At 67.4% G+C, this 12,563-nt stretch carries 12 protein-coding genes; 5 read left to right on the top strand and 7 right to left on the bottom strand.

Features of this window, described 5'->3' with window-relative positions:
* Positions 1–172: 172 nt before the first annotated feature.
* Positions 173–1,753, top strand: coding sequence for a serine/threonine-protein kinase (locus HKK74_RS07270; RefSeq protein WP_187242285.1), 1,581 nt, complete (start codon positions 173–175; stop codon positions 1,751–1,753).
* 91 nt (positions 1,754–1,844) lie between these two features.
* Here HKK74_RS07270 and HKK74_RS07265 read toward each other — a convergent pair whose 3' ends face one another.
* Together HKK74_RS07265 and HKK74_RS07260 are read right to left on the bottom strand one after the other, a co-directional pair.
* Positions 1,845–3,062: a cytochrome P450 gene (locus HKK74_RS07265; protein WP_187242284.1), complete on the bottom strand. Its 1,218-nt coding sequence runs from the start codon at positions 3,060–3,062 to the stop codon at positions 1,845–1,847.
* Positions 3,063–3,085: 23 nt separating this feature from the next.
* Entirely contained in the window at positions 3,086–4,693 is a 1,608-nt protein-coding gene (locus HKK74_RS07260; RefSeq protein ID WP_312881317.1) for an FAD-dependent oxidoreductase, read from the bottom strand.
* Positions 4,694–4,825: 132 nt separating this feature from the next.
* On the opposite strand from HKK74_RS07260, the gene HKK74_RS07255 reads away from it, so the two are divergent.
* The 3 genes from HKK74_RS07255 to HKK74_RS07245 all read left to right on the top strand — a co-directional run bounded on the left by HKK74_RS07255 (position 4,826) and on the right by HKK74_RS07245 (position 6,844).
* On the top strand, positions 4,826–5,170 hold the full coding sequence (locus tag HKK74_RS07255) for an integrase core domain-containing protein (protein WP_187242282.1): 345 nt from the start codon (positions 4,826–4,828) through the stop codon (positions 5,168–5,170).
* 291 nt (positions 5,171–5,461) lie between these two features.
* Positions 5,462–6,067, top strand: a complete 606-nt coding sequence (locus HKK74_RS07250; RefSeq protein WP_187242281.1) for a DUF6879 family protein — start codon at positions 5,462–5,464, stop codon at positions 6,065–6,067.
* Positions 6,068–6,145: 78 nt separating this feature from the next.
* Positions 6,146–6,844 carry a DUF6082 family protein gene (locus HKK74_RS07245; RefSeq protein ID WP_187242280.1) on the top strand — a complete coding sequence of 233 codons (699 nt, stop codon included), beginning with the start codon at positions 6,146–6,148 and terminating at the stop codon, positions 6,842–6,844.
* Positions 6,845–7,137: 293 nt separating this feature from the next.
* On the opposite strand, the gene HKK74_RS07240 is transcribed toward HKK74_RS07245, so the two are convergent.
* A complete protein-coding gene (locus HKK74_RS07240) occupies positions 7,138–7,650 on the bottom strand; it encodes a P-loop NTPase family protein (RefSeq protein ID WP_187242279.1) in 513 nt (170 codons plus the stop codon).
* 150 nt (positions 7,651–7,800) lie between these two features.
* On the opposite strand from HKK74_RS07240, the gene HKK74_RS07235 reads away from it, so the two are divergent.
* Positions 7,801–8,130 (top strand): S24 family peptidase, encoded by a 330-nt coding sequence (locus HKK74_RS07235; protein WP_187242278.1) that lies wholly within the window; start codon positions 7,801–7,803, stop codon positions 8,128–8,130.
* Between the two features lie 280 nt (positions 8,131–8,410).
* Here the strand turns inward: HKK74_RS07235 and HKK74_RS07230 are convergent, their stop codons facing one another.
* The 4 genes from HKK74_RS07230 to HKK74_RS07215 form a co-directional block, all read right to left on the bottom strand.
* Positions 8,411–9,781, bottom strand: coding sequence for an FG-GAP-like repeat-containing protein (locus tag HKK74_RS07230; RefSeq protein ID WP_246491320.1), 1,371 nt, complete (start codon positions 9,779–9,781; stop codon positions 8,411–8,413).
* 103 nt (positions 9,782–9,884) lie between these two features.
* Positions 9,885–10,448, bottom strand: a complete 564-nt coding sequence (locus HKK74_RS07225; protein ID WP_187242276.1) for a GIY-YIG domain-containing protein — start codon at positions 10,446–10,448, stop codon at positions 9,885–9,887.
* A 25-nt stretch (positions 10,449–10,473) separates the two neighbouring features.
* Positions 10,474–10,914 (bottom strand): lamin tail domain-containing protein, encoded by a 441-nt coding sequence (locus tag HKK74_RS07220; protein WP_312881314.1) that lies wholly within the window; start codon positions 10,912–10,914, stop codon positions 10,474–10,476.
* 434 nt (positions 10,915–11,348) lie between these two features.
* Positions 11,349–12,509, bottom strand: a complete 1,161-nt coding sequence (locus HKK74_RS07215; protein WP_187242275.1) for an alkaline phosphatase PhoX — start codon at positions 12,507–12,509, stop codon at positions 11,349–11,351.
* Positions 12,510–12,563: the final 54 nt, after the last annotated feature.

Here is a 12,563-nt window from a genome sequence, read left to right as displayed (position 1 = left end):
CTCTGCGGGTCCGGGTGTCGAACGCGATCCTCGGCGTCCGTTACTGCGGTAATCGGCAGACCTGTCCCTCGGCCGACTCGACGGGATGCGCCCGGTTCATCGCTCCGGAGGCCGCGCGGCGCGCCGCCGTACTCGCGGTGGACACGCTCACCACCCGGCTCCAGGGGCGCCGGTGACCGGGCGTGGTGACGTCCTCGCCGGACGGTATCGGCTGGACGCGGAGCTCGGCAGCGGCGCCATGGGTACGGTCTGGCGCGCGTACGACACGGAGTTGCGCCGTGATGTGGCGGTCAAGGAGCTGACACCGCCGCGCGACCCGAGCCCGGGAAGACGCGAGCTGGCCGTACGGCGGGCCATGCGCGAAGCGCGTGCCGCCGCGAACCTGGACCATCCCGGCATCGTCACCGTCCATGATGTCGTCGAGTACGACGGACGACCATGGATCGTGATGGAGTTGCTGTCCGGCCGTTCGCTGGACCGGGTCGTCGAGCGGGACGGCCCGTTCGAACCCCGCAGGGCCGCCGCGATCGGGGACGAGGTCCTGGACGCGTTGCGGCACGCGTACGCGCGTGGCGTCCTGCATCGCGACGTCAAGCCGGCGAACATCTTCCTGCGCGACGACGGACGGACCGTGCTGACCGACTTCGGCATCGCGACGCTCGCCGGCGACGCACCGCTCACCCGGCCCGGCGCGCTGATGGGAACGCCCGCCTACATGCCCCCCGAACGCGTGCGCGGCAAGCCGGGCGGTGCCGCGTCCGACCTGTGGTCCCTCGGGGTGACGCTCTACGTGCTGGTGGAAGGACGTCGGCCGTTCGATCGCGCCTCGGTCATGGCCGTCCTCGGTGCGGTGCTCACGGAGGAGCCCGCCCCGCCCCGGCGTGCCGGTCCGCTGGCTCCCGTACTGCTCGCGCTGCTCGCCAAGGAACCTGCCGCGCGTCCGGACCCCGAGTCGGCGCAACGCGTCCTACGGCGGATCGCGGACGGCGACGAGGTCACGACGCCCCCGGCCACCGATCCGGCCCGGCCGGAGCGAGGCCCGGCGCGGACGCGCCGAGCCCGCAGCCGGCGAGTGCGGGTGACGGCGGCCGTGCTTGCGACCGTCGTCGTGGCGGTGCTGTTCCTGATCCATCTGTCTCGGGATCAGCGTTCGCAGGGCGACGCGCGATCCTCGGCGAAGCCGTCGGCGGCCGGCCCCACACCCTTCGGTGCGATCGCGGAGAGCTGTGAGCTGGTCGGCCGCGAGCAGATGGAACCGTTCGTCCCCGGCGCCTCGCCCCGGAGTTACGCCGGCGAGTTCCTCGGGGCGTTCGGCCCGTACTTCTGGGAGAGCCCCGGGTGCGAATGGCGGCAACAGACCGGTTCGGCCCGCGCCTACCTGGTACGGGTCAGCCCCCGTTCCGTCCAGGCCCCGTCACCCCAGGACGCGATCGCGGCGGCCCGTGGACATTTCGCCGAGCTGATGCGCGATACCGCCCGGCACACCTACGGGGTCTACGACAACGTCTACAAGGTCCTCGATGTCGGTGAGGAGGCGTTCGCCTACGATCACGACGGCGCTGACGGCAAGGGCGCCCACACCACCCTCGTGGCGCGCAGCTCCAACCTGATCATTGAGGTCGTCTACCTGCGGACCGGCCCTGGTCGTGCCGGTGACGCGGACGCCCGGCGGCTGCGGAACGGCGCGCCACGCATCGCCCAGCTGATGATCGCCTCGTACCGTGGGGCGTCCTCGCCATCGCCGATCGCCTGAACGCTCAGCCCATCACCGCCGGTACAGCGTGCCGGTCGAGCGCGTGCCGCCTGGCCGCCTTCATGACCCTCGTGTTGGGCGCGTCTTCCGTTCACCGCGCAGGCTGGGTGACGCCGTCGATGTCGAGGAGGAGGTGGCGGGGTCCGCGTAGCTCGGGGCTGGGCCGGTATGGGGGCGGGTCGGTGACGAGGCGGGGGTTCTGCAGGCGTCTGGCCAGCTCGGTCAGGGCGATCTGTGCTTCCAGGCGGGCGAGTGGGGCGCCGAAGCAGTAGTGGATGCCGCCTCCGAAGCCGAGATGCTGGTTGGGCCGGCGGTCCGGGTCGAAGCGGTCGGGGTCGGGTACGTGCTCCGGGTCGCGGCTTCCCGCCGCGAGCGCCAGGACGATCGGAGCGCCCTTGGGGATCGTGATGCCGCCGATCTTGATGTCCTCCAGCGCGATCCGTGTGGACCGCAGGTGCACCGGGGGCTCGTAGCGCAGCAGTTCCTCGACCAGGCCGATGGCCAGGTCAGGCTCGTGATGGAGCCGGTCGAGCAGCTCTGGGTGGCGGAGCAGGGTGAGCATGCCGTTAGTGATGAGGTTGACCGTGGTCTCATGGCCGGCGATCAGCAGCAACGTGCCGTTGGCCGCTACCTCGGTCGGGGACATCGCGCCGTCCGGGCCCTCATCGGCGACGAGGCCGGAGATGAGGTCGTCACCCGGGTTCTTCCGGCGTTCGGCGGCGATCCTGCCGAGGTATCGGTGCAGCTCTACCCTTGCGTTCTCCCGTCGCCGCAGGCGCTCCTGCCGGCCCTCCTCTCTGGGGTCGAGCGACTCGATGACAGCGTCAGCCCAATCGTGGAACCCCGCCTCGTCCTCGCGCGGCACTCCGAGGATTCTGCAGATCACCGTCACCGGGAACGGGTAGGCGATGTCGTCGACGATGTCGATCCGTGTCCGGCCCGCCATGCTGTCGATCAGGTCCATGATGATCTCGAGCAGTTCCGGCCTCAGGCTGTCCACCCGGTGCGGCGAATGCGGCGGACCGAAATGGCGCATCGCCACGCGGCGGAGCCGGTCGTGCTCGGGCGGATCGAGCCGGATGAAGGACGGTGGTTCCTTCGCGGCGTCCTGGGGTTCGCCCGGCTGCGGGCGACCGACGCTGACGCATGGATCGTGTAGGAGCGAGACGATCTCCTCATAGCCGCTGACGACGTAGGTGCCGTCTTCCTCCCGCCGCACCGGTGTCTTGCGCAGCTCCGCATACAGGGGGTAAGGGTCGGCGCGGTTGGAGTAGTCCAGGATCCGCTGGAAGACGCTGGGTGGTGCCATGGCGGCGCCTCCTCAAGACTCGTTCATCGATTGCCCCGGACCAGCGAGGCGCGGCGTTCGGCCGGGTCGTGCCCGGTGACCACCACGGTCACCTGCGTCGCTTCGATACGCTCCGGCACCTCGGCCGGGACCGGGATCATTGGCCCTCGTCGGTCGGCGGTGTGGGAGGCGGGTGGGAAGGGCGCGGCCCGCTCGATCAGGTGCTGGTAGTGCTCCAGCCACATGGCCTGGTCAAAGGTGACCGCGGCCGTGACGCGGCCCTGGTTGCCGTAGACGGCGACGAACCGGCGCTCGGCGACGGAGCCGTGCGCGATGGCCACCTCATCGGCGAAGGTCGGCACGCCGACGGACTTGATGTTGGTGCCGAACTGGTTGGACCAGAAGATCGGCAGGGACAGGTGCGGCCAGCGATGCATCTGATCGCTGAGCATGTTGTGCGCGGCGATCTCGGCTTGGGCGACTGCGTTGCCCCAGTGCTCCAATGCCATGAACTGGTAGCTGTAGATCGGATGCGGGAACCGCGCCACGTCCCCGGCGACGAAGACGTCATCGGTGACCAGCCCGTTGATGTCGAAGGCGCGGCAGCCCGCGTCGCAGGCCACGCCCCAGACCCCGGCTGCCAGCCCCGAATCCTCCAGCCATTCGACGTTGCGGATCGCCCCGAGCGCGACGATCGCCACGTCGGCCTCCACCGTGGTGCCATCGGACAACTGCGCTGAACGGAACCGCCCGTCAGCATCGCCCTCCAACGCCTCAACCGTCACCCCGCACCGCAGATCCACGCCATGCGCCCGCTGCAGGTCGGCCGCGACCGCACCGATCACACCGCCCAGCGCACCGACCAAAGGCGCCGGGCCACGCTCGACCACGGTCACCGGAACGTCGAGTTCCCGGCATACCGACGCGACCTCCGACCCGGTGAACCCCGCGCCGATGACCAGCACCCGGCGCGGCCCGGCGGCCAGGCACTCCCGCAGCCCGATCGCCTCATCCATCGTGCGAAGTGCGAGGACTCCGTCCAGCGCTGCCTCGGCCTCGTTCGGCCAGGGCCGGGCGCGGGCGCCCGTGGCGATCAGCAGCCTGTCGAAGGGCACCTCCCGGCCGTCGGCGAGCGTCACCCGCTTGGCGACCAGGTCAAGGCCGGTGGCAGGTGCACCCGACAGCCACTCCGCCTCGATCTCGCTCAGGTGTGGCAGTAGCGTGTGATCTGCGGGCACCCGGCCGGCCAGGACCTGCTTGGACAGCGGCGGTCGGTCGTAGGGCTCGTACAGCTCATCCCCGATTACGGTCAGCGCCCCGGTGAAACCCTCCCGGCGGAGTACGCCCGCTGCCCGCCCCCCGGCCAGCGAAGCGCCGACGATCACGATGTGCCCCGTCTTGCGGAACCCGTCGTCGTCACCGCGCGGCGGCCGAGCCGCAGCGGTTCTCATCCCCTTGTGCTGGATGGCCATCCACTCCACGTGGATCGCCTGGACCGGGCAGGCCGCCGCCGCCCGCAGGACGTGCTCACGCTGCGCATCGTCCGCGTCTGGGTCGTACACCAGCGCCTCTTCACCGCGCATCGCGAACACCTCAGGCGCCAGAAACGCACACTGGCCATACCCCTGACAACGCGTGAGATCGACAATCACCCGCACGGTGTACTCCCCCTGAGCGCGGACACCCAAATGCCCTTAAGCCGAGCTCCGGCCGCCTCTCCCTTACCCTGACCTACCCCGCATTCCGGGTGTTCAAGGCGGCGCCGGCGCCGGACGTGCCGAGGGATGACAGTGGGCTTCCCCGACAGCGGCAGCGAGTACACCGCGGCCAAGACCGCGGCGGCCTGTCGCGCCTTGGGCGTCACCCAGTCGATGGGCCGGGTCGGGTGCGCGCTCGATAACGCCGCCGTTGAGGCGTTCAACAGCACGTTGAAGGTCGAGTTCGCCCACCGGCAGAGCTTCAAGACAAGGGTCGAGGCCCGCATCAAGATCTCGACCTGGATCGCCGACTTCTACAACACCACCCGCCGGCACACCGCCAACGACGGACTCGCGCCGATCACGTTCGAACGTCAGATGGCAGAGAAGAGAAGAGCACCATCAGCCCAGCTCAGGGCCGAAGTGGCATAACACCGTCTCCACGCTGTCCTTGAGCTTCCAGGACCGGACCACCCGGTTACGTCGTGACGGCCTCGGTTCGGCTACGCCGGGCTGCGAGAGGAGCCGAGTGGCCCGGTCGTCCGGAGATGTGGGATACCACTGCCAACCGCTTGCCTACCCGCCAGTTCGATGGCACCGTCTGACTGCGAGCGCAGGTCTCCTGCGCGCATCGTCTCCCTACCGATGTGCGGGTGGGTACGGATGAACGGCTCGTCATCATCCCTGGGAACATGCTCAGGGCAGCCAAGCCCGATATCCCGGATGCTTGAGCGCATCCGGGAGGTCCCCGGCGATGTACTGGACCGGGCCGCCTACCACGAAGACTTCGCGAAGCACAGCGTCGGCCTGTCCGGCGTTCTCTGGAAGCTGGAGCGTGCCCAGACGTTCCGTGAGCCAGGGGACTCGAGCTGGGAGGCGTTCATCGCGGGTGATTGGCAGCGCGCCCTCGCGATCCTCGACGGCGAGCGCGAAGCCATCCGGGCCGACGCTGAGCGCAACGCTCAGAGCGGCCTGGAGATCCGACGCCTACGCATCGTTGAGTCGCCCATAAGCCCCTATCTCCAATGGGAGGTGCATTCGCTCCGAATGCTGGCCGAGGAGGGGTTCGATCTGCGTACGCTCGACGTCTCCCAGGTCAGCGACCTCGAATGCGACGAGCAGCTTCCAGAGGTCGTTGTCATCGGCGATCGAGTCCTCTACGAGGTCCGCTACGACGCGCAATGGAAGCCCATCGGAGCACGACGCATCGACGACGTCGGCGTGATCGGCCAGACCTGTGAGGAGATCAGCTGGCTCTACGGCACGGGCGAGCCTCTGCTGCAGTACTTCGATAGAGAGATCGCACCGCTACCGCCGCCGGCTCTCTGACAAACTCATCGAATGCGGATCAGTCGCCCACGCTCACTGCGAGTCGGCGGGCGAGCCTCTCGAACCGTGGTCCCGCTCATGGGGATCCTCCTCGCGATCACGATTGTCGGCCTGATCGGCATCTCACCTCTTGCCCTGGACGGGTTCGGCGGTGCGACCATTCGCTGGGAGCGCCGCAGCCTCATCGGCCAGACGTACGGAGCGGCGTCCGCGATCCTGTCCGTCCTGGCTCTCATCGGGGTTGTGGCCACGCTCGTGTTCCAAGCCCGCGAGACCAAGCTCGCCCGTGAAGAGGCACGACGAACCGCCATCAGTGATCTGCTGAGGATGGCGATGGACGACGCTGACCTCGATGAGTGCTGGGGGCCGGTCCCTGCGGGCGAGGACGCGACGGTCCGCCGTCAGACGATGTACGTGAACATGATCATCTCCGAATGGCAGATGTCATTCGAGACCAAGGCGCTCGGGGAGACGCGGCTACGCGCCATATCGAGCGAGATGTTCCACGGCAGGGTCGGGCGCGCCTTCTGGGAAAGCGCCCGAGAGGTACGCCTGGCCACATCGGAGACAAGACGCGCACGCCGCTTCCACCAGATCTTGGACGAGGAGTACCGGCAGGCACCCGAATCACCGTCGCCGAACGACTCTCTGTCGAGGTGGAGCATTCGCCCTCGATGGCGCCCCTGGTTGCTCGTTACGGGAGTGCTCGCCGGCGTCGTAGCAGCTGTTCCTGTCATTCGCCGGTTCCGGCGGTGGATCGGCGGGGGCGGTCACTGACCTCCTGGTCTCGCGCTGGGTTCGGCAGGGCTGGGACCACCCTGCTGTACTTGGGCGGCACTCTTGAAGGCGTAGACGACCCGGGCGGTCGGATCCGGCGCACTGGGATCCCGAAGCCGGTCGGTGAGGATGAAGTCGGTCAACTCGAATGCAGAGGCGTGTTCAGACTCGCTGAGGACGAAGGTCCCGCCCACGATCGCTGGATCCCAACCATGCCTGAGGGCGTACTCGATGACGGACCGTACATAAATGCTGGGTTCGTGGCCAGGCGCTGCCTTAGTCCTATTGCTTGATCAGTGCACGGCGGCCTTGAGTTCGGTGAGCATCTTCCTGGCCGCTCGGCGGGATGTGACGATCCGTACGTCGGCGTGCTGGGCGTATTCGGCGATCAGCGAGCGGACGCGCGGGGCCATGTCGCGGCGGTAGCCCCATACGTACTTGATGAAGCCCCACGTGATGCGGTCGTAAACGCCGCTGCTGTCGTGCTGGCCGCCGCGGTACTTCCAGCCGCGTTGGGCGATGCCCCACAGGCAGGTCATGGCGGGCAGGTCCAGGAAGACGACGGTGTCGGCGCGCTTGAGCCGGATCGGCAGGGTGGAGGCGTAGTTCCCGTCGATCACCCAGGTGTCGGCGGCGACCAGCTCCTCCTGAAGAGCGGCGAACTTGTCGGGGTCCATCCTGTTCCACCGGTCGTCGTAATAGACGGCGTCCAGGTGGGTGATCGGCACACCGATCTGGTCGGCGAGCTGCCTGCCGATAGTGGTCTTGCCCGAGCCGCCGCATCCGATGATCGCGATCCGTCGCATGTGTCAACGCTAGCGATGCGGTGGGGCCGGCGAGGCGGACCGCGCTTGGCTCGAATTCAGGAAGATGCCCTTTACCTCGGCAGGCCGGGGGCGTTTCCACTCCGTAAATGCATTGGACCGGGCTCTATGGAATCCGGCATTCTGCCCTCAATGGGAAAAATGGATGCGATCGCCGCCCGGGTGGCGAGCGGGGTCACGGTGGAGTTCCGCCCCACCGGCTCTTCGATGGTCCCGCTGATCCGGAGCCGTGACCTCGTCACGGTCGCTCCGGTGGATCCATCGAAGGTAGAAGTCGGTGACATCGTCCTGGCCAAGGTGGCCGGCACCGTCTACCTGCATCTGGTGTCCGCCGTCGACAAGGCACGCGGCCGAGTGCAGATCAGCAACAACCGGGGCAGGGTCAACGGCTGGACGAGCTACGGCCGGGTGTACGGCATCTGCACCGCGGTTGAAGGTCGACCCCGCCCCTCCCGGGCCTGACGACCGCTGCCTCCGCCCTGTTGAGTCAGCCCTTCTCGCTCGGCGAGGTCGTGGTACCTCCGGTCCTTGGCCATGGACCGGCGACACGTGTGATGCGTACGGGCACGGTGACGGCGGTCGAGGTCGTCGAGGGAGCGCGCAGCGGCCCGGACAGCTTGCAGTTGTTCGCGATTCGAGCGCAGTCATGGCGCGAACAACTGCAAGATCACGGCTGGAAGGATCGGTCTCGTCTGGGCCGCCAAGGATCCCGCCCACCGGCCGAGCGTTCGCTGGTCCCAGGTCAGCTGGGGAGGGTGGGATCGATTCCAGATCGGCTGATGGAGCCGATGCCCTGAGCGCCGGTGGTCGTGATGCCGGAGGCACTGCCGCGCAGCACGTTGACCCCGTTGTCGCCCAGCGCGACGGCGATGAGGTCCCGCTTGCCGTCGTTGTTCAGATCCATCAGTGTCACGTCGTTGCCGAGGAAGTCTCCCTTTTCGGCGGTACCCGGCACTCCGGCGGTGGACTGGGTCAGCATCTGGTCGTGGTTCGAACCGAGTCCGCGTTCTCCGCCATAAATCACGAACAGGGCTCCGCCGTTGGTGATGCTGCCGAAGTCCTCGCCCGGCGCGCCGACGGCCACATCGGCCCTTCCGTCGCCGTTGACGTCACCCACGGCCACCGATTCGCCGAAGAAGTCGTCCTTCTCACCACCACCGGGGACACTCCCCGAATCCTGGCTGACCTTCTGCCGTACGCCGAACGGCGCCGACCCCCCATACCAGATGGTGATCTCACCGCCGGTCCGAACCGGTTCGTCGCGGGTACCGCTGTTGCCGATCACGACGTCGGCGTAGCGGTCGCCGTTGATGTCGCCCATGGCCATTGGACGGTGCAGGTCGTCATAATCGTCTGCGGCGTTGCCGCGCACGGGGTCCTTGAGCCCGGTCGCGCTGCCCGGATAGTAGGCGAGGGCGGTCTTCCAGCCGGTGAATGCGCTTTCGTACGGCGTGGTGAGGTCGAGTCGGCCATCGCCGTCAACGTCGCCGATGAGGACGCCCTGCACCTGGTCGTTGTCAACGTTTCCCGAAGGTGAGGGAAGCCTGCGGAGCGCCGAAATCCTGGAGGCGAGGGTGGCGCTGCCGGGCAGGAGATACGGACGGCGGCCGGCGGAGACGGCGAGGTCGGGGTAGCCGTCTCCGGTCACATCCCCGACGGCCGACGAGTCTTCGAGCCATTCCCCCTTGGCCGTGCCAAAGGAGATCGCCTTGCTCGACAACCCGGTACGGCTCCCGAAAACGACCGTCACGAGCCCACGGCCGGCTCCGGTGACGAATTCATTATTGGCGACCACGGCCAGGTCGGCGTAACCATCGCGGTTGAAATCCGCGGAGACGAGCCCGGAACCGAATGAGTCCTGCTTTTCGGCTGCGCCAGGTATGCCGGGGCTGTTCTGCGTAATGGTCTGTGTCCGCTTCGCATTCAGCCCTGACTTGGATCCATAGATGACCTTGACCTGTCCGGCCTGAGTTATCGCTCCGACCGATGCGTCTGGATCTCCGACTGCGATGTCACGGTAACCATCACCGTCGAAGTCGTTGGCTCGAGCCGGCGTCGCGGCCGATACGGGGGAGGCCGCAACCACGCCGACGCATATCGCGCCGGTGGCCATGGCCGTCAGTGTGGCGGCGAAGCGCCGGGCATTCCGCACAAGGACCTCCAAATGTCGTCGGATCATCTTCACCGAACGCCGCGTTTTCGTGCAATCAGGTTCTTCAACCGTGATGTATCGGAAAGCATCCGGCAATCATGCAGTGCTGGACACCGCCGCCGACGCCGAGACGACGTGCGGACGGCCGTCCCCGAGTTCGGGACCGGGGGCCTCGCTGGCCGCCGAGAGTTTCCTGCGGGACCTGTCCGATGTGCCGAGCGCGTTCGCGGCGTGCTCGGCGTGAGTTGGCTCGTATGGACTTTCGCCATTCGCGGTTGGGTACGCTCAGCCAGAGCAACGGCATGACGGTGATGTGATCGCTCACCGCGCGTTCAAGCGGGCGTTCGGCTTTTCGCTGGACCGGGTTGACTTTTTGTTGCCCCCAAGACTGTGCTACCTCGGTGGGCCAGTCACCGACCTGCAGCAGCGCGCTGCCGACGCGGAGCCCGTCCCTTCCGGTCCGGACCTGGCCGTCCTTCAGAAAGAATTCCACGCCGTACTGTGGCCAACCGCCGGCCTCAGTGCAGTCCCTGAGCAGGCGTGGCCCGCCGACCCGTTCGGCCAACTCATCGAGCAGGGCATAGAAGCGGTCGGTGTCCCGCCGACGGTATTCCAGAGCGTCGTTCATGCCAGCTGCTCCACGGTCGTACCGATCAGCAGTACTTCGAGGAGCCGGTGCGGCCCCACGAGCAGGAGTCCATCAGCGTTCCGGCAGAGTTCCGCAGGTAGGCGGTGTCGCCGGTGTTGTTCCAGACGTACCAGGAGCGGCCCCAGTAACGGTTGGTCGTGGTGTTGGTGCCCTTGCCGGTCCGGACGGTCACGTACTTGCCCGCCCCCAGCGTGAAGGTCCCGAAGGTGTAGGTGTAGCCGGTCTTGTCCTTGAGCTTCCAGCTCTTGAGGCTCCGGGAAGTCCGGCTGGTGTTCTTGAGCTGCACCCACTCGCCATTGAGGCTGGTGTTGGAGCCGGTGTCGCTGCCCGGGGAGTTGTAGTAGACCCGGTAGATCTGGATCACCGACGCGGCCTCGGCCGGCGCCGCGAACGCCACCAGCCCGGCGCCACAGGCGAACGCCATCAAAGCAGCACAAATTCTCACGGACTCTCCTGCAAGCTCGTAATTAGGGAATGTGCTGCAAATGGAGACGCGCGGGCCGGACCACCCGGTTACGTCGTGACGGTCTCGGTTCGGCAACGCCGGCTGCGGGCGGGAGCGCCGACCACCGTCAGATCGTGGGTGCTGTCGTCAGTACGCGGAAACTGCCGCGGAGCAGCGCCTGGTCGTCGGCGACAGTACGCGGATCGGCTCACGCAGCCGCTGCGACTCGCCTTTGTAGTCCCAGACGTACATATTGCCGGTTGGGTTGAGCCTGCGGCCGTTGGCTGGGGTCAGCCGAAGCACCTCGTAGATGTCCAGTAGAACGTCGACCTCGTGGTCGGTCAGGGCGTCGATCTGCGCTTCGCCTCCCGCTGACCGCCGTGATCATGCAATTGTTCGGCGAACTATTGCATGATCACGGCGTTGATGGGAGATCAGACGCGGAAGGGGCCCGTCAACTCATAGGTGATGCCACCGGAGGACGATCCGGTGGTGCCCCGCTGAGAGGAGAAGTACAGGCGGTTACCGGCGGGGTTGAAGGCAGGCCCGGCGATCTCCGATGCGCTCTGACCGTTGATGCGCAGGAACACCGAGATCTTGTCGTCGGGGGTGATCATGCAGATCTCCATGTTGCCGCCGTCCTCGGCCACATAGAGATCACCGAAGGTCGAGCCGGTGATGTTGTCCACGCCGGTCAGCGGCGCTGGACCCGGGTTGACCAGGTTGTCGTCGTAGGCGAGCTCGTAGGTGTTGTTCGCCAGGTTGATCTGCCAGACACGGTTGTCGCCCTTGGTGGTGAACCAGACGGTGTCGCTGGCGTAGTGACAGCCCTCACCTCCGTTGAACCGCTTCACGCCGGAGACCTGGTTGCGCGTCACGGTGGGCGAGCCATCGGGGTCCGGTACGGTCGCCCAGGTGAACGAGCCCGACGTGGCCGTGCCGGCCTTGAGGACCTGCAGGGTGCCCGATGACAGGTCGCCCCAGGTGGTGGGCACGAAGCGGTAGAAGCAGCCGTCGGTCTTGTCCTCGGTGAGGTAGATCACCTTACGGACCGGATCGGCCGCGGCGGCCTCGTGGTTGAACACGCCCATGGCCGGGCGCACCACCGCCGTACCTCCCAACGGATAGGTCTCCCAGACCCGGCCGCTGTCCACCTCCTCGCAGGACAGCCAGGTGTTCCACGGCGTCTTGCCGCCGGCGCAGTTGCGGTTGGTGCCGGACAGGATCCGCGACGCCCCCGTCACGGATCCACTCGAGTTGAACTTGATCATCGACACGCCGCCGCCGGAGCCGGCGCTCATCTCGGCGTTGGACACGTAGATCCAGCCGGTGCCGTCGGCGAAGCAGGCGCCGCCGTCGGGTGCGCTGTGCCAGGTGTACGACGTGCCGGGGACCACCTGACCGGACCGGGCGATGACCCGGCTGGTGAACCCGGCAGGCAGCTGAATTCCGTTGGCGTCGGCCGCCTGCAGAGCGCCGTAGGGGCCGGTGGCGTTCTGCGCGGGGGCGGCGAGCGCGGACTGCCAGAGACTGCCGGAGAAGGCCGTCGTCCCTGCCGCGAGGGCGCTGGCGCGCATGAACGTACGACGATCCATGGAGAACCTCCACGAGTGGGGGGAAACTCGAGCGGGTAGCTCGTGCCTTCTCTC

The organism is Actinomadura alba, assembly GCF_014323705.1.
GTDB lineage: Bacteria > Actinomycetota > Actinomycetes > Streptosporangiales > Streptosporangiaceae > Actinomadura_C > Actinomadura_C alba.
The sequence above is the reverse complement of the archived record's forward strand: the minus strand, read 5'-3'. Positions and strand labels throughout refer to the sequence as shown.